The organism is Erwinia sp. 9145, from assembly GCF_000745075.1.
Taxonomy (GTDB): Bacteria; Pseudomonadota; Gammaproteobacteria; order Enterobacterales; family Enterobacteriaceae; genus Erwinia; species Erwinia oleae.
The window spans coordinates 2181262-2198178 of the sequence record NZ_JQNE01000001.1; the positions used below are offsets into that span (position 1 = coordinate 2181262).

Annotated in this window: 14 protein-coding genes, 1 tRNA gene, 1 pseudogene and 1 riboswitch; of the genes and pseudogenes, 4 read left to right on the forward strand and 12 right to left on the reverse strand. The window is 55.3% G+C overall.

The window, feature by feature from the left end:
- Positions 1-5 precede the first annotated feature (5 nt).
- The 5 genes from FA91_RS10605 to FA91_RS10625 all read right to left on the reverse strand — a co-directional run bounded on the left by FA91_RS10605 (position 6) and on the right by FA91_RS10625 (position 4439).
- Positions 6-431: a universal stress protein gene (locus tag FA91_RS10605; protein ID WP_010260813.1), complete on the reverse strand. Its 426-nt coding sequence runs from the start codon at positions 429-431 to the stop codon at positions 6-8.
- Positions 428-1336, reverse strand: a complete 909-nt coding sequence (locus FA91_RS10610; RefSeq protein WP_010260815.1) for a DHHA2 domain-containing protein — start codon at positions 1334-1336, stop codon at positions 428-430. The genes FA91_RS10605 and FA91_RS10610 overlap by 4 nt, the downstream gene beginning before the upstream one ends.
- A gap of 78 nt (positions 1337-1414) precedes the next feature.
- Positions 1415-1484: riboswitch (Fluoride riboswitch) on the reverse strand.
- Between the two features lie 49 nt (positions 1485-1533).
- On the reverse strand, positions 1534-2133 hold the full coding sequence (locus FA91_RS10615) for a uracil-DNA glycosylase (RefSeq protein ID WP_010260817.1): 600 nt from the start codon (positions 2131-2133) through the stop codon (positions 1534-1536).
- Positions 2130-3290: a TDT family transporter gene (locus FA91_RS10620; RefSeq protein WP_010260819.1), complete on the reverse strand. Its 1161-nt coding sequence runs from the start codon at positions 3288-3290 to the stop codon at positions 2130-2132. The genes FA91_RS10615 and FA91_RS10620 overlap by 4 nt, the downstream gene beginning before the upstream one ends.
- Positions 3291-3440: 150 nt before the next feature.
- Positions 3441-4439 carry a beta-propeller fold lactonase family protein gene (locus FA91_RS10625; protein WP_013199815.1) on the reverse strand — a complete coding sequence of 333 codons (999 nt, stop codon included), beginning with the start codon at positions 4437-4439 and terminating at the stop codon, positions 3441-3443.
- A 243-nt stretch (positions 4440-4682) separates the two neighbouring features.
- Between FA91_RS10625 and umuC the strand changes: the two are divergent.
- A pseudogene (gene umuC / locus FA91_RS10630) lies at positions 4683-5717 on the forward strand (translesion error-prone DNA polymerase V subunit UmuC); the annotation flags it as partial.
- Between the two features lie 15 nt (positions 5718-5732).
- On the opposite strand, the gene hemB reads toward umuC, so the two are convergent.
- Entirely contained in the window at positions 5733-6710 is a 978-nt protein-coding gene (hemB, locus tag FA91_RS10635) for a porphobilinogen synthase (RefSeq protein ID WP_034915539.1), read from the reverse strand.
- Between the two features lie 200 nt (positions 6711-6910).
- Here hemB and FA91_RS10640 point away from each other — a divergent pair, with 200 nt between their 5' ends.
- On the forward strand, positions 6911-8260 hold the full coding sequence (locus FA91_RS10640) for a sodium:proton antiporter (protein WP_034915541.1): 1350 nt from the start codon (positions 6911-6913) through the stop codon (positions 8258-8260).
- Between the two features lie 20 nt (positions 8261-8280).
- Here the strand turns inward: FA91_RS10640 and FA91_RS10645 are convergent, their stop codons facing one another.
- Together FA91_RS10645 and FA91_RS10650 are read right to left on the reverse strand one after the other, a co-directional pair.
- The gene (locus FA91_RS10645) at positions 8281-9570 is read right to left on the reverse strand and encodes a flippase (RefSeq protein ID WP_034915544.1); all 1290 of its coding nucleotides are present in this window, start codon (positions 9568-9570) and stop codon (positions 8281-8283) included.
- The gene (locus tag FA91_RS10650) at positions 9570-10562 is read right to left on the reverse strand and encodes a glycosyltransferase (RefSeq protein ID WP_034915547.1); all 993 of its coding nucleotides are present in this window, start codon (positions 10560-10562) and stop codon (positions 9570-9572) included. Before FA91_RS10650 ends, FA91_RS10645 begins: the two co-directional genes overlap by 1 nt.
- Positions 10563-11385: 823 nt before the next feature.
- Here FA91_RS10650 and FA91_RS10655 point away from each other — a divergent pair.
- Positions 11386-12273, forward strand: coding sequence for an EamA family transporter (locus FA91_RS10655; RefSeq protein WP_034915549.1), 888 nt, complete (start codon positions 11386-11388; stop codon positions 12271-12273).
- Positions 12274-12289: 16 nt separating this feature from the next.
- Here FA91_RS10655 and FA91_RS10660 read toward each other — a convergent pair whose 3' ends face one another.
- Genes FA91_RS10660 through ghrA form a run of 3 tightly spaced genes read right to left on the reverse strand, consistent with a single transcriptional unit; the run spans position 12290 to position 14597 of the window.
- Positions 12290-12841 carry a molecular chaperone gene (locus FA91_RS10660; protein WP_034915551.1) on the reverse strand — a complete coding sequence of 184 codons (552 nt, stop codon included), beginning with the start codon at positions 12839-12841 and terminating at the stop codon, positions 12290-12292.
- A gap of 33 nt (positions 12842-12874) precedes the next feature.
- Positions 12875-13612, reverse strand: a complete 738-nt coding sequence (locus tag FA91_RS10665) for a phosphatase (RefSeq protein WP_034915553.1) — start codon at positions 13610-13612, stop codon at positions 12875-12877.
- A gap of 43 nt (positions 13613-13655) precedes the next feature.
- Entirely contained in the window at positions 13656-14597 is a 942-nt protein-coding gene (ghrA, locus tag FA91_RS10670; RefSeq protein WP_034915556.1) for a glyoxylate/hydroxypyruvate reductase GhrA, read from the reverse strand.
- Between the two features lie 197 nt (positions 14598-14794).
- On the opposite strand from ghrA, the gene FA91_RS10675 reads away from it, so the two are divergent.
- Positions 14795-14882, forward strand: a tRNA-Ser gene (locus tag FA91_RS10675).
- A gap of 418 nt (positions 14883-15300) precedes the next feature.
- Here the strand turns inward: FA91_RS10675 and phoA are convergent.
- Complete coding sequence (gene phoA / locus FA91_RS10680) at positions 15301-16710, reverse strand: alkaline phosphatase (RefSeq protein ID WP_034919215.1); 1410 nt, start codon at positions 16708-16710, stop codon at positions 15301-15303.
- Positions 16711-16917 lie beyond the last annotated feature (207 nt).

Here is a 16917-nt window from a genome sequence, read left to right on the forward strand (position 1 = left end):
CCGGTTCAGTCATTCAGGTGAGTGATAAGCACATCCACCGTGAGGTGGTTAATGTATTCCGCCGAGCGGGACGTCAGCATTCCCATAAAGCGGTTTCGGTGCCCGGCAAGCACGAGGTCCACGCCCAGCTCAGCGATGCACTTCTCCACGTCCTCAAAGCGGCGCATGGTCACCAGCTCCCGCATGTCTACCGTCTCAGGCACGGAGGCCGCCAGCTCGCTCATAAACGCTTTGGATTTCAGCACCTCTTCCGACACGACGTCGTCCATCAGGCTGTCGGACACGTAGTTCATTTCCCGGTAGTCGTCGCTGATGTGGGCCAGGGTGATTTTCATGCCGAGCGGCTGCGCCAGCGCGACCGCCCGCTTCAGCAGGAGGGTGCCGTCGTCTTTATCGTTCACAAGTATCAATGCATGGGTGTAGCAGGTCATAATGAACTCCCGTTCTGGTTGAGGCGGGACTCAAGCCACGGCAGAAGCTGTTTTTTGCGGCTGAGCATACCCGGTACGGAGCAGGAGGCCGCGTTAACGCTCTCCCGCCCGGCGAAATAAAGCGTTGAAAACCCGGCCCGGATGTCGGTCAGCATCAGCACCGCCAAACCAGCACCCGACTGGTCTGCCAGATACGCCAGGGCAGCGAGCAGGTCGTCCATCACGGTGGCAACCTGTGACGGGGAGCTGACCTCAATCTGGGCGATGCGCACGTCAGTGCCGGCAATGACGAAGGCCTTGAGGTCCCTGTCCAGCAGCAGCTGTGCGCTGAGGCCGCTGACGTCAGTTTTTGCCGTAAGGAGGTCACGGGCGAAGGCTCTGCGGTTTACGCCGGACAGTACGCCCAGCTCGGTAGCCGAACGGATATCGTCTTCGGTCGTGGTGGGCGAGCGAAGATTCACGGTGTCGCTCAGGAGTGCACCCAGCAGAAGAATGGCAAGCGTCGGGGGCAGCGTGCGTCGCGCTTCAGCGTTCATAAGCAGCCACAGCAGCGTGGCGCTGCTGCCAAGCGGGCGTATGTGTACCTCCGGCGGCAGTTGCGTTATCAGTCCGCCCAGCCGGTGGTGGTCAGTGATCCCCACGATGTTGCTCCGGAGCAGGTCGTCAGGTCCCTGCGCCGGCTCGGTGAAATCGACCAGCCAGACCCGTTCATCCTGTAGCGGAATATCAAGCCGTGGCGGCAGCGTGAGTCCGGCGGTGTCAAAGATAAAATGGGTTTCGCGGTTAGCTTCGCCAAGACGCCATGCGCGGGCGTCCATGCCGCGCCCGGTCAGCCAGTGCGCGGTGACGAAGGCCGTGCAGATGGCGTCGCTGTCAGGATTGATGTGGCCAAAAACGTGTATCACAGGTCTCTCCCCGAAGAGGGAAGTACGCAGGCCGGGAAGAAAGTAAGGACGGCCTGACGCACCTCCTGAAAATCAAGAGTCGCATCAGGCGTCATCAGCTCCGGAACGGAGCGGTTGGGAAAGGTGGAACGCCATCACCTTGTCATATGAGTATAGAGCCGGTTGCAAAACCTGTCAGTATTATTCTGCTGGCGCCCTCAGCCTGCCAGCGCAGCCCGTGCCTCGCAGAGTACCCGGCGAATGTTTTCCGTCACCGCCGGACTCGTGCAGAGCGAAAGCGGACTGGGGTGCGGCATCGTCAACACGGGGACGCCGGGGTACAGATGATTGACCGTCCCGCGGGCCTGAGCCGCTACGGCACCGGCCAGCACCACCACGCGCAGCGCGGGCAGATACGCCAGCACGTCCTCAAGCAAGGCGCAGCCTCTGCGGATGTCCGCCGCTGACGGCCGTTTCTGCAGCCCGTGACTGACCCAGGGCACCGTATTCCACAGCACGCTGTCCTGACGCGAAATACCGGCTTCCGCCAGAAACCGCCCAAGGTTCTGCTGGGCCGGCCCCGGGTTATCACGCGACACAAACCGCGGTGACGGGCTGCTGCGCGCCGGCGACTGCAGCAGGACGAGCAGTCCGGCCCTAACCCCGCCGTCAGCCGGATCAAACCACGGCAGTTCTGCACCGGCCTGACGCTGGCCGCTGACCCAGCGATTCAGCGCGGCCACATGCGGCGCGGTGACTGCCGCGAGGCATTCCTCGCGTAAAAACGAGTCCTGCATCGATGTGCTGGTTTCACTCACGGCTTCCGATCCAGGCCTGCCAGACAGGGAGAAACAAACAGTTTACCGCTCCATGCCCCACGCACTGTTTTCACCGCGACAAGCAGCCACATGGCCGCCAGTATGACGACAAGAAGCGCACCGAAGCCTTTAAAGAATGCGAGGTCAATCAGGGTAGACAGCTTGAGCGTGGCCACGGTGTACACGCCCAGCGGGAAGGTAAAGCCCCACCATCCAAGGTTGAACGGGATGCCTTCACGGAAGTATCGCACGGTTATCAGCGTGGCCAGCAGCATCCACCACAGGCCGCAGCCCCAGAAGAGAATGCCGGCAACGAACCCCACGCCCTGCGCGATGTGACCGATTTCCGGCATGCCCGCCGCGGCAAACACCCCGGGCGCATCTCCGCCGATGACCAGCATGCCGAGCGAGCCGGTGCCAATCGGACCCAGCGCCAGCCAGCTTGAGGCCGCCATGCTTTCGTGCGGTAGCTTGTGCAGCGCCATACGCAGCAGCAGAATGGCGAGGATGCTCAGCGCCACCGGCACGGAGTACGCCCACAGCACGTAGCTGGTAATAATGATGCCGAGCTGCGCGTGTGGGGCAGCAATGTGCGGCGCCAGCAGGCCGCCGCTGACCGCCGCGACCTCGGCTGCCACGACCGGCAGTAACCAGACGGCAGTCATCTGGTCAATACTGTGCTGCTGCCGGGTAAACATCATGTAGGGAATGCACACGCCGCACAGCAGCGACATCGCCACGTCCAGCCACCACAGGGCGTGTGCCACCTGAATAACGTCTGCGCCCCAGCGCGGAAGACCGAACGCCAGCAGGCCATTGATGATGGTCGCCATGCCCATCGGGATGGTGCCGAAGAACATGGACACGGTTGAATGGCCGAAAATGCGCTTTGCCTCTCCGAAGTACATCACCCAGCGGGCCAGATACATCACGGCAAAGACGCTGAACAGGAGGATGTTAAACATCCAGAGCCCCTCGGCGACAAGGCGCAATCCCGGAACCTGCCAGGGGAACTGCGCCAGAGACAGCGACAGGATGCCGGTCCCCATGGTCGCGGCGAACCAGTTAGGCGTGAACTGTCGTATGGCCTCTTTCGGGCTGCTCAGCGCGCTCAGCGGACGCGCACCGTTATGCAGGGTGAATATTTTATCGTTCATGCCGGAATCTCCTGAGTAGACAGAAAGATTATAGGCATGTCAGAGTAAATCTTTAAAACAGGTTATTTAGCTAAAATAAATCTATAAAAGTGATTAACCACCCCACTTTGCGAAGGATCGTCACTGCGCTGGAGTAAGGGAGGTTTCGCGTCAGGTCTGCGGCGGGCTTTTAATCGTGGCCATGACACGGTTCTTTTTCAGGTCAACCACCGCAATGCTGAGGTCTTTATTCAGCACCCACGCGCGGGTACCGTCCTTGTTGAAGACAATCGCCTGACGGGGCGCATCCAGTCCGGTGACGGTGGACACCACCTTACCGGCGGCGGTATCAATAACGGAGAGGCTGTTGTCGCCAAGGTTGCCGCTGTAAACATAGCGGTTATCCGGCGTCAGCGCGGCACCGTAAGGGTCCTGACCCACGGGAATGGTTGCCGTAATGACGTGCTTTTGCGTGTCAACCACGGCGATTGTGTTGCTGCCGCTGTTAGCCGCGTACAGTGTGCGGCCGTCTGCGCTGACAGAAATGGCGCGCAGCTTGCTGAAGCCGGTTATCTCGCCGCGAATGTCGCCCGTCACGGCATCAACCAGGGTAATTTTATCGCCCTTAAAGTTGGTGACGTAGACGGTTTTGCCGTCCGGGCTGATTTTAATGCCCTGACGGGGCTGGGCAAAACCCGTCACAACTGCAATGGGCCGGTCATGTGTAAGGTCATACACCGAGAGCGTGCTGGCGGCCTCGTTATTCACATACAGTCGCTGACCGTCACGACTTATGGCCGTGCCGAATGCCCCGGGCCCCAGCGGCAGCGTGGCCGCCACGTCAAGCGTCCCGGTGCTGATTTTTTTGACTACGCCGAGACTGCTGTCAGAAAGAAATATGGCCTTACCGTCCGGAGAGAAAAGTGCATTACGGGGGGTGACGTAGCCCTTCATCACCTTTCTGACTTTCCCGGCAGCCAGATCATAGACCACCACGTCTGAGCGCTCACTGTAGGACGCCACCGCCGTTTTTTCATCGGGACTGACAGCAAGGGAATTGTTGTGGATATCGCCGTCAAACGTCCAGCGCGCTTCTGCAGCACCTGCGATGGTACTTATGAGGAGAAATGCCACCGCGGTCAGTCCCGGGATTCTGTAATTTTTTATCATTATTTCTTCCTGCATAAAGTGAAAGATAAAAGCGCATTGCCCGATTGAGGGCTTCAGAATAAGCGTGGCAGATTAAATCCCGGCGGGGAAATCGATTTTCCGGCTATGTCTTACCACCCGTCAACTTTCCTCCCTGCCAGTAAGCATACCGAAGTGGTTCAAGGCTGAATAATTCCTGTTCAGAAAATAAACTTCAGAGGAATGGTAACTTATTTTTTTGTTTAAATTGCATTCCACATAAACGCCGATATGAGCCATCGCGTAATGACTATTTTGGATGAGATGACCACGCGACTGGAAATATATTCCATCGATGAAGCCTTCATAGACCTCTCCGGTATTCGGGGCGATGCCGCGCTTGAAGAATATGGTCGTGAAATTCGTCAGAAAATTCTTCAGTACACCGGATTAACCGTGGGCGTCGGTATCGCGCCAACCAAAACGCTCGCCAAACTCGCCAATCATGCCGCAAAGAAATGGTCGCAAACGCAGGGCGTGGTCGTACTGTCCCGGCCGGAACGTCAGCGCAAGCTTCTGGCGCTGACGCCGGTGGAAGAAATCTGGGGCGTCGGGCGTCGCATCAGCAAGAGGCTGAATCTGCTGGGCATCGAAACTGCGCTCCACCTGGCCGACTGTTCGAGCTGGGTTATCCGTAAACATTTTAACGTTGTGCTGGAAAGAACCGCCCGCGAGTTAGGCGGCGAGCCATGCCTTGAAATGGAAGAATATCCTCCCACCAAACAGCAGATCGTCTGTAGCCGATCTTTTGGTCATCGCATTACGCAGTATGGCGATATGCACCAGGCGGTCTGCGCCTACGCCGAGCGCGCGGCGGAGAAGCTGCGTCTTGAGCACCAGTTTTGCCGTTTCGTCAGCGTGTTTATCCGTACCAGCCCGCACGGCAACGAAAGCGAAGCCTTCTATAATAATCAGGCCGGCGGTCGGCTGATGATGCCTTCTAACGATACGCGCGACATTCTTCGCCTCGCCAGCGAGGCGCTGGATCGTATCTGGGTGGAGGGTCATCGCTATATGAAAGCCGGCGTGATGTTGGGCGATTTTTACAGTCAGGGCGTGGTGCAGCTTAATCTGTTTGATGAACACCAACCGCGCGCCAACAGCGCGGCGCTGATGGCGGTGGTTGATGGTCTGAACAAGTCCGGCAATGCAAAAATCTGGTTTGCCGGACAGGGCATTCAAAAAAGCTGGGCGATGAAGCGGGAGATGCTCTCGCCCGCGTGGACGACTCGCTATGAAGATTTACCCAGGGTGACATAGCGAAAGGCTGAACATCTACAGCAGATTTTTTTCGGCCAGATCCAGCGCGAAGTAGCTGAAAATCAGATCGGCACCGGCGCGTTTGATCGCCCCCAGGCTCTCCAGAACGACGTCACGCTCGCTGACGGCGCCGGCCTGCGCAGCAAATTTAATCATCGCGTACTCGCCGCTCACCTGATAGGCCGCCAGCGGCAGTTCGGTACGGTCGCGCACGTCACGAATGATATCCAGATAGGCACCTGCCGGTTTAACCATCAGCGCATCCGCGCCCTCCCCCTGATCGATCAGCGATTCACGGATCGCCTCGCGACGGTTCATCGGGTTCATCTGGTACGTTTTGCGATCGCCTTTCAGCGAAGTGCCCGCCGCCTCGCGGAACGGCCCATAGAAAGAAGAAGCAAACTTGGTGGAGTAAGACATGATCGCCGTATCGGTAAAACCCGCCTCGTCCAGCGCCCGGCGAATGGCCGCCACCTGACCGTCCATGGCGGCGGAAGGCGCGATAAAGTCGGCGCCCGCCCGCGCGGCGGCGACGGCCTGACGGCCAAGGTTAGCCAGCGTGGCGTCATTATCCACCACGTCGCCATGCAGTACGCCGCAGTGACCGTGCGAGGTATATTCACAGAAACAGGTATCGGACATCACGATCATTTCCGGCACCGTATCCTTACAAATACGCGACATACGGGAAACCAGCCCGTTATCCTGCCAGGTGTCGCTACCGTCCGCGTCGGTATGGTGAGAGATACCGAAAGTCATGACCGAACGGATACCCGCCCTGGCGATACGCTCAATTTCAAACGCCAGGCGTTTTTCTGGAATGCGCATCACACCGGGCATCGCCTGAATCGCTTTGTAATCATCAAGGTCTTCCTCAACGAAAATGGGCAGCGCCAGGTCGTTGATACTGAGGGACGTTTCCTGAAAAAGAGAGCGGAGTGAAGGCGACTGGCGTAAACGCCTTGGGCGTTGAATAAGCGAATAGCTGGACAAAACAACCTCGAATTAACGGTTATTACCGCTGACGCGGCAGGAAAAACGGAATGGTTAACACTATACCTCTGTGCCTCTTGTGACAATCGTTGCCGACATGGGACGCACAGAATGGTCAATATAATTGACCAGACAGATATCCGGTGGCCTTACCCATTACCGTCCATACTTAATGTACTGATTATTACAGAGGAGTCGCAATGGGTTTTCTTGGCTGGACGGCCGCAACGGGCGGGCTGTTATTACTTATGTCTCTGGCATCGGGCTGGATCAATCGTGGCCCGATAACCACCTTCGCTCTTTATCTGTTGGCCGGTATTATTTGTGGCCCGTGGATTCTGGATCTGCTGCGTATTGATATCGCCGCCCATGCCGAACTGTCAAAAAATCTGACCGAAATCGCCATGGCCGCCTCGCTGTTTATTACCGGCCTCAAACTACGACTGCCGCTGCGGAGCCGGGGCTGGCGGATCGGCCTACGGCTCGCCTTTCCGGGCATGCTGTTGACGGTGGGCGGCGTGACGCTGGCCGCGCACTATCTCCTCCACTTCTCCTGGCCAATATCGCTGGCCTTTGGCGCCATTGTGGCGCCGACCGATCCGGTGCTGGCGAGCCTGATCTCCGTTAACGACGCGCGTGACGACGACGATCTGCGCGTATCGCTCTCCAGCGAAGCAGGCATGAATGACGGCAGCGCGTTGCCGCTGCTGATGCTGGCGGCGCTCTGGCTGTCGGCAGGCAGCGATCTGTCGCTGCCTGCGCTGGGCCACTGGGCGTTAGTCGATGTGCTGTGGGCGATTGCAGGCGGAACGTGCATCGGCTTTTTACTGGGACGCTTCGTCGGCCAGTTTGCCACGCATTTACGCCACACTCATCAGGACGTGGCGCCCAATGACTTTCTGGCGCTGGCGCTGATCGCCCTGAGCTACGCGCTGGCGCAGTCGCTGGACGCCTCTGGTTTTCTGGCCGCCTTCGCCGCGGGCGTAGGGCTGCGCCGCGCGGAGATGCGGGTGACTAATCGCCAGCCGGCAGATGATTTCACCGACAGCAACAATCGCCCCCCGGCCGAAGTCATGGTTAATCCGCATATTCGTCACGGTGAGGGCGAAGCGAATCCGGCCAGCGTGGTCGGGCTGGTGGTCGGCGATGCCCTCTCCTTTGGCGATACGGTTGAGCGCATTTTTGCTGCGGCGATTATTATTGTGCTGGGCGTGACGCTGGCCCACCACTGGGACCCGGCGGGCCTGCTGATGGCGGCGCTGCTGTTTGTCGTTATTCGCCCGCTGTCGGTGTGGATCGCTACCGCTGGCGCTGGCGCGCCGCATAAGCAGCGTCTGATTCTGGGCTGGTTGGGCATTCGCGGCATCGGCAGCATCAACTATATTGCCTGGGCCTATACGAACGGCATGGTGGGTGATGAAATGACGCGCATGGCTAACGTTGCGTTTACGCTGATCGTCGCCAGCGTTATTGTGCACGGCATTTCGGTAACGCCCCTGCTCAGCTGGCGGCAAAGAAAACTGGAGGCGCGGCAGCGCAACGCGCGCTGACCGTTCCTCCTGGCTTTCGCTTACGATAGCTTCGCGGCGTCAATATCTTGCTTAAGCAGATAGGGTTTTAACAGATCGTTTTTGACCATGACGCGCAGTATGCCTAAAAACACCAGAAACTCCGAAAATACCAGTGAGCCTGCGGCGCCAATGGCGCCCAGCTTCCACGCCATCAGGCAGCAAACAGGCACGTTAATCATGCCGACAATAAACATGACGTGCATACGCTGGCGGGCCAGCCCGTGCGGAATAAGGATCTGCAACCCTGCCGGATAGCTGACGTTGCCAAAAATAAATCCGCACACCACCACTCTGAGCACATTCGCCGACTGATGATAGTCCGCACCAAGCAAAATTCGCACAATATAGTCGGCAAACAACAGCGTGAAAATGACAATAAACAGGCTCATCAAAAAGGAAAAGGTGATGCTTTTCCGTGTCGCATTGATGGCTGCGGTGGGATCTTTATGTAGCAGATAACTCACGCGTGGGAAAAACGCATTTCCAACCTGTTCAGGCAGCGAATTAGCCGCTTTTTTCAGGCGATCGGCGCCGTTATAGAGCCCGACCATATAGGTGGAAGTCACGCTGGCCAGGATCAGCACGTTAACGTTGTTAAAGAGATTTGCCCCGGCGATCGCCAGGAACACGTCGAAACTGTCTCTGATGCGCTGCACGATCTCTTTCGGATCAAAACGATATGCGCCGATAATACGCATATTAATGACGAACCACAGCGTGATCGCGGCGGAAATGAACGCCACAACGCCAGGAATAAGCGCAGCAAGCCAGGTATCGTCCGGCGATTTTACCAGCAAGAACGTTAGCGGAATGGAGCAAAACTGGCCGATCGTCGAGATGACCGCCGTTTTCCCGAGCTTTTCAAACCCCTGCATCAGCCAGCCAAATGAAAGTAGCTGACCAAAGAGCACGGTTGAGTTCGCCAGCACAATGTAGAACAGGCTGTGCCAGCGCGGATTAAACCACGTGGCCAGCAGCAGGATCGTTAAGGAGAAAGCGCCAAGCAGAAGCTTGGCATTAAACGTCGACCAGAAAAGCTGCGTCACTTTTTCCCGATTTTCACGGTGCTGCGCAATGTCTTTGGTGGTATAGACGTTAAAGCCCCAGTCTGAAATGGTGCTACAGTACATCACGCAGGCCAGCCCCAGCGCCAGCAGCCCCATGTGCTCTACCCCTAAAATACGCGCAAGGTAGGGCAACGTAATCAGCGGAAAAAGGAAGGTCGTTCCACGGTAGGCCAGCAGCGAAAGTACATTTATCAGCAAACTTCTATCAACGACTTTAGCCATCAGACTTCAACCTTAACCTTGTCATTATTCGTCAGATTGCGCAGACGCAGCCTGATCATCAGCAGATTAGAATATAATTCCGGCTCTCTTAACAGCAGCCATCTGGCTGGTGAGTCGGGTTTCAGATTTTTCCCGAAATATTTAATGGCTGATATCATATAAATCGGCACGTTACGGTTATCAGCAATGCATAAGTTTATCATCAGCCTGAACGAATGAATCAGATAAAGTCGTCTCAGCTCACAGTGGGACGGTGTATTCTCCGTCAACGCGCGCAATTTCTCATAAGATGTAATAAAAGCGTTATAGCGTTCGCGAAAGAAATTTTCGCTTTTTACACTATTTGTCAGCGAGCCATTTCTGATCCGCTGTTTATAATAGAGACGTGAGGAGACATACGCACTACGGGCCCGCATAAACGCTTCGAGCGTAAAAACATGATCTTCATGCAGTCGGTTAATATATTTCATTTGATACTGCTCAATGACGTGCTTTTTCAATACGTAATTCCATGTTGCAGACGTATAAGAGCCAGAGCGCAAAAGCGAAGCAAAGACCTTTTGTGGATGAAAAACACCTGTATCAATATGTCGAACCTTGGGATACGTTTTATCAGGATGAGTATCCTCGAACATTAATGAGTTAAAGCAAAACATCTCCATATCCGGATAACGGGCAGCGGCCTCACTCAGCTCAACAAAAAGTCCGTCACACACAATATCATCAGGATCACAACAGAAGATAAAATCGCCCTGCGCCATGCTGATGCCCGTATCACGCGCATTCCCCAGCCCGCCATTAGGGATGGTGACGATATTAACGTTATCCAGGTGTGCGTACTTATTTTCTACCAGCGCCAGCGTATTGTCCGTTGAACCATCGTTAATAACGATCAGTTCATTCGGAGACGGTATTTGTTGTAACAAAGAGTCAATACATTCAACAATATAATTCCCGACATTATAGGCAGGCACGATCACGGAAAGAAGCATAATTTTTTTCGCAAGGAGATATCGTGAAAGCAAATTATCAGGACGCCTGCATTAATGAAATTAAATTATTTCGTAAAAAATAAAACTAACACAGACAGCCCGCCAATAATGGTAATTAACAGATCCTTTTTTAATTTAACCTCTCCCCCATCATCATCAATTAGCTTTTAAGTAACATAACGGTTTCGAAACAACGCGAAATATCAATATATCAACTCCGCTTCTGGACGCCTGAACGCGGCAGGTTTACGAACAGATCCGACCCATTTTGATGAAGTTTCAGTAGCTGGAAATGAGTATAATGCGATTAGTCCTAATGGCGAAAGGCGTCATCAAAGGTGCATCATGAGGTTTATCTTATTTCACGCAGCGCATGAAAAATATTTCAAAAAGGAATGGATTGTTTTGTAATGCATTACTCTTTTTTTTAACAAACGCGTTTATTGCGGCAAGAGCATACTTTTTTCAATGTTGATGCTTTTACTCTACCGGGAATGAATTTCTTTTCGTAAATAAACCTGCTTCAGACAGGTTTTTTTCAGTCATTGGGCGAGCCTGGTTTTTCACCCTTTATGATAAAGCAGCGGAAAACACATTGAAGATGGTTAACTATTGCTCAGGGCGCGCAAGGCTGGCCGGGAAAACACCTTAAGAGATCGACGTCTCATAAAATGAGTCTTCCGGCCTCAGATGAACGCAAAAACGCGTGCATAAAATCAGACTTTACGGATTGGAGGGAAGAAAAAAATTACCCGCGCCCGTCAAATTGAGGCGAATTCATGCCATCATTATCGGGTGATTTACGTATTTGAAGGACTGCTTTGTGGCACTGCGTCATTTTTTTCTGATTTTACTGGTGGTGACGGTATGGGCATTCAACAACGTCGCCGTCAAATGGGGGCTGCTCGATCTTCCTCCGCTGTTCCTTACGCTGATGCGCTTTATCGTCGTTGCGCTGATCCTCGTTCCTTTTACCCGCGTAACCCGAGCGCAGCTTCGCTATCTGGTGCCGCTGGCTTTTACCTTTGGCTTTATGCACTTTTCCCTGCTTTTTGTCGGTATGAAATACACTGATGCCGGCACCGGCGCCATTGTTGTGCAGTTGGGAACGCCGTTTGCCATGCTGCTGGCAAGCGTGGTGCTGAAAGAGAAGCTGACGCTGATACAGATGACAGGGATTTCGATTTCGCTGACTGGCGTGGTGGTGCTGGCGGGAAGCCCCACCATTCCCGCCTGGTGGGTGCTCTGTCTGCTGCTGTGTAGCGCAGCGGGATGGGCGATCAGCAATCTGATTGTGAAGAAGTCGCCGGATATTAAGCCACTGGCAATGACCGGCTGGCTCTCCTTCCTGGCCATCCCGATAGTGGGTCTGGCTTCAGCCATGCTGGAAACCAACCAGATAGAGAGCCTGATCCATGCAACATGGCGAGGCTGGTTCGGCATTCTTTACAGCGCCATCTGCTCTTCTATCGTCGCCTATTCGCTGTGGTATGCGCTGCTGCGCAGCTATAACGTCAACCTGATTATGCCCTACTCGCTGCTGACGCCGGTGCTGGCGGTGATCATGGGCGTTACGGTGCTTGGCGACAGCATGAACACCTTTAAAATTGTCGGTTCGCTACTGGTTGTGGCAGGCACGGCCATTGCGGTTATCAATCTGCGAAATCTGCGCGCGCATGCGCGCCTGCCTAAATTCCGCCGTTTGCGCTAATGGCCGTGGTGGCGGATTAAGGCTGCTCTTCTTCCAGTTCGTCACGCATTGCCTGAAGCGCTTCGCGGCTCAGCGCTGCCAGCGTACGGTAAAAATCACTGGTGGCATGAGCTTCAACCTTGCCGAGAAACTGACCGCACCACGGCATAAGATAGCGGTCAAACAGCGTAATCTGCGCGTCAGACTCATCAGCTTCAGACTGATCTTCCAGCCATGATGAAGCAAGAAGCAGCACGCCGAAGTGATCCGCTGGCGCATCGCTAAGCGGCATACCGCGACTTTGCAGAAAGTTGCGCACGTCACTCTCCTGCGGGCCGTTTTCCCACTGCGAGCCGTATGGCGGTACTTTGCACTCCGGGCCGACAAACAGCGCGTTGTAGTCGGCAGCGAGCGCGAGCGGATCGCTGTTCTGTTGCAAACGCGTCAGCAGCTCTTCCTGTTCCAGCGGCCACTGCTGCTGGAGTTTACCTTCGCGCAGTACGGCGAAAAGCGGCATAAGTAGGGGATCCTGCGGCTGGCGGTTGTACAAAGAACCCAGGATACGGCAGATGATCGAAAATTCATTCATGAGGTCATTCCAGTCAGGACATAAGTGACAACGTCACATGTCAGCAAATTCAGCAATCGTCTTGCCGGTGCGTAATGCTAAAAAATCCAGCAGACGGCGCGGCGTGACATTTAATATGCGATCTTCCGGGAAATCCACCTCTTTTGCGATTCGCAGGCAATGTTCGAAGTTTCCGAGCGTAAATGCAGTATGCGAATCCGACCCGAAAGCGATACGTCCGCCCGCGTCGCGAACCGCTTTCGCAATGGCGCGGCAGTTTGGTTCACTTCCCGGACGTGAGTGAGTAAATGAGGAGTTGTTCAGCTCCAGCGCCACATCGTATCTGGCCGCTGCTTCAGCAATGGCAAGGATATCAACCGGGAACTTCGGGTTCCCGGGATGGCTGATAATGTGCACGTTGCCGCTGGCCATTGCGGCGATCATCGCTTCCGTATGAGTGGCTTTATCACGCGGCGGAAAAACCGGCTCATGAAACCCGGCAACGACGATATCTACCGCATCCATCATCGGCCCGGTACAGTCAATTTCGCCGTCGATATTTTTGATGTTGGCTTCAATACCGCGCAGGACGCCGATGCCATCTACCACCCGCGGCCAGACGCGCATGTTTACAAAATGCCAGTAGTGCGGCGCATCGGCCATATCAGGGCCGTGGTCGGTAATCGCCAACAGTCGGATGCCGCAGGTCTGTGCCTGAAGCACATAGTCGCGCAGCGTGCTGTAGGCATGAGTGCTGGCGACGGTGTGCATATGAAGGTCAACGGGGTACATATTTTTCTCCTTAATTCGCTCAGGCATGAACCACCCTGAACCGTTAATAACCGCGAGTGAGATCCACCCGACCGGTTGGCATTTCACCCACCTCGCGCAGCCGGATGGCGTTGGCAATATAATCCATAGCATCGTCGGGCAAGGTGACAGCCGCATTATGCGGCGTGATGGCGATGGCCGGATGTTGCCAGAATGGATGATCTGCATTCAGCGGTTCTTCAATGAAGACATCCAGCGCTGCGGCCTTCACCTCGCCTGCGGCGATAGCGGCCAACAGATCGTCTTCCCGCAGATGCGCTCCGCGCGCAATGTTAAGAATATACGCGCCGCGCTTTAGCTGGCACATCATCTGGCGGTTAATGATACCAATGGTTTGCGGCGTGTTGGGCAGCAGGTTAATCAAAACCTGCGTTCCTGCAAGAAACTCACTCAGTTGCGCCTCACCGTGAAAGCTGGTGATGGCTGGCAACTGTTTAGGTGTCCGGCTCCAGCAGCGCACCGGGAACCCCCACGCAGTCAGGCAATCGGCCACGCTCCGCCCCAGTACGCCGGCACCCAGGATGCCAACGGTGAAATCCTCGCGTGGAGTCTCAGGCAGCGGGTGCCACAGCGCCCGATCTTTTTGCTGTTGATAGTCGCCAAAACGGCGGTACCAGCCAAGCACATGATAGAGCGCATATTCCTGCATCTGGCGCGCCATACCAGTATCTTCCAGCCTGAAGAGCGGCACATCCGGCGCCAGCATGGCGGGACAGCGACGCAGTTGTTCAAGGATATCGTCCACGCCCGCCGCCAGCGAGAAAACGCCCTTCAACGCCGTACGTCCGGCAAGCATTTCTGTCGGCGGCTGGCGGATCAGGGCGTAGTCCGCGTGGCGGTCATCGTCGGGCCTCCATATACGAATGCGCGCATCGGGTAGCCGCCGTTGCAGACCGGTGGTCCATCTGTCGGGTTCAGCGGACGGATGATAAAAAATGATATCCACATTTCTCTCCTGTTTTGTTTAAGGCTCAGGGAAAACTCTGCCGCTGGCAAGCAAAAAGCGCGGAAAGACGAGGTGATGTTTTTTGCGACACTTTGCTGAAAAACTGACTAAGTCCGAGAACAAAGCGAGAAAGAGTATTGACCGCAGGGCGCCTTTTACCTACATTAGCGGCCGACGTCATAGTAGTGATGTCACACGGTGAGGTGTCCGAGTGGCTGAAGGAGCACGCCTGGAAAGTGTGTATACGGCAACGTATCGGGGGTTCGAATCCCCCTCTCACCGCCATATTTAATGAGAAAGCCTGAATTAACGTTCAGGCTTTTTTGTTGCATATCCCCCCATGAGAGGGGTGATGAGAACCCCCGCCGGGGTTTGACAGCCGGCGACAGCCGGATGGACAGACCGCAAGCGCAGCGCGCGGGCTGCCTTTAGTGTGAGCGAAGCGAATCAATCCCCCTCTCACCGCCATATTTACAGAGAAAGCCTGAATTAACATTCAGGCTTTTTTGTTGCATATCCCCCCATGAGAGGGGTGATGAGAACTCCCGCCGGGGTTCGACAACCGGCGACAGCCGGATGGACAGACTGCAAGCGCAGCGCGCGGGCTGCCTTTAGTGTGAGCGAAGCGAATCAATCCCCCTCTCACCGCCATATTTACAGAGAAAGCCTGAATTAACGTTCAGGCTTTTTTATTGCTAACCTTCTACTGATTAATGTCCATTGCCGCGCGCATGGTATAGAACAGGTCGGTTTGGTCGGTCAGCCCAACCACATTCGCTGCGTGTGGGCCATAGGCAGCGATACGTAGCTGGGTGCCGGTATGCCCCTGAGAATCCTCTTCAGAATTGCCGTAGCTGATGGTCATCAGGCCGCCCTCTTTGGTATTGAGCGTCTGCGTCAGGCCTGGCGCTTTGCTGTCGTTGGCCACGATTTGGCTGGAGTGCGCATGATCGGCGGTAACAATTACCAGGGTGTTGCCCTCTCTCCGGGCGAACTCCAGCGCTTTTTGCACGGCCTCGTCCAGGTCAACGGTTTCACCAATCTGCCCGCAGGGATTAGCGGCATGATCCTGCTTATCAATGGACGCGCCTTCTACCTGAAGGAAAAAGCCGTTGGCATTTTTGCTCAGAAGCTGAATTGCTTTATCGGTCATCTGCGCCAGAGTCGGCGTGGACGCCGGTCGTTCAGCGTTAACTTCACAGCTTACGGGTTTGCCCTCAAGATTACCGTGATAGCTCGCCTTTGGCCCTTTCCAGCGCACCGGCATGTTGCCATCCGCAAAGAGGCCGAGCACCGGTTTGTCCTGGTTGGCGTCGGTGATCCCATTCAGACCGTCAAGATCGCTGATAAGTTGATAGCCGCGCGCTTTGGCCTGCTCCTCCAGGGTCTTGCCCTGCCATTCGCCCGCTTTCGCTTTTTCGCTGAAGGTTTTACCGCCGCCGCCTAAAGTTACATCGGCGCGAGCATTCAGAAGCTGTTCAGCGATCGATCCTTTGCCGTTTTTCTCCAGGGCATTTGTTGCACAGACTTCACTGGTTTTTTCCGGGCCGTAGCATTTCCGCGACGTCACATGGGCGATCTGCGCGGCGGGCGTGGCATCTTCCAGTTCGGCGGTAGAAACGTTACCGGTCGCTTTACCCGCCGCTTTCGCCATCTCAAGGATCGTCTGATGATCTTTACCGTTCACATCAACGCCAATGGCACCGTTATAGGATTTAACACCGGTGCTCCAGGCGGTTGCCGAGGCAGCGGAGTCAGTCACGTAATCCGGCTTATGCGTTTTTTTATCCAGCGCATAGTGCGTGTATTGACCGGTCAGCGGCAGCGCATCAATACCTTTAAAGAAACCGCCCGCTCCTTCCGCGTAGTTGCGCGCAGCGGTAATTTCAGAATCGCCCATACCGTCGCCAATCAGCAGAATGACGTTTTTCGCCGTGCTATTGGTCAGCGAAGCTTTCAGCGCCTCGGTTTGATCCTGTGATAAGCGACGCGCACCGCCGGGTTGCGTGAGGTCGCCCTGAGCCGCGCGGCTGCCGTTCACGTTATCGGCAACCGCACTACCAGAAAGGATGAGGGCGATCAGTGAAAGGCTGAACAGCGTTGTATGTTTCATTACGTCGGCGCTCCGTGAGAAAGTTTTGCTAATGATTTCAGGAAGCCAGTCTGCTTCACAACTGTGACGAATTTTTGTCAGCAACATGTCGCGGATGTGACAGCGCATTTTGTCGCCTGGGCATCATTATCCAATTTGCTCACGCCTTAACCGGGTATAACAAAAGGAAAAAATACTGCTTGACCCTTTACAGGCGACTCCCTATAG

Excerpts from the sequence above, each read along its gene's own strand:
- FA91_RS10625 (WP_013199815.1), bottom strand. The coding sequence starts at position 4,439 with ATGATAAAAAATTACAGAATCCCGGGACTGACCGCGGTGGCATTTCTC.
- FA91_RS10620 (WP_010260819.1), bottom strand. The coding sequence starts at position 3,290 with ATGAACGATAAAATATTCACCCTGCATAACGGTGCGCGTCCGCTGAGC.
- FA91_RS10640 (WP_034915541.1), top strand. The coding sequence starts at position 6,911 with ATGGGTTTTCTTGGCTGGACGGCCGCAACGGGCGGGCTGTTATTACTT.
- FA91_RS10605 (WP_010260813.1), bottom strand. The coding sequence starts at position 431 with ATGACCTGCTACACCCATGCATTGATACTTGTGAACGATAAAGACGAC.
- FA91_RS10650 (WP_034915547.1), bottom strand. The coding sequence starts at position 10,562 with ATGCTTCTTTCCGTGATCGTGCCTGCCTATAATGTCGGGAATTATATT.
- FA91_RS10660 (WP_034915551.1), bottom strand. The coding sequence starts at position 12,841 with ATGAATGAATTTTCGATCATCTGCCGTATCCTGGGTTCTTTGTACAAC.
- FA91_RS10665 (WP_034915553.1), bottom strand. The coding sequence starts at position 13,612 with ATGTACCCCGTTGACCTTCATATGCACACCGTCGCCAGCACTCATGCC.
- FA91_RS10645 (WP_034915544.1), bottom strand. The coding sequence starts at position 9,570 with ATGGCTAAAGTCGTTGATAGAAGTTTGCTGATAAATGTACTTTCGCTG.
- phoA (WP_034919215.1), bottom strand. The coding sequence starts at position 16,710 with ATGAAACATACAACGCTGTTCAGCCTTTCACTGATCGCCCTCATCCTT.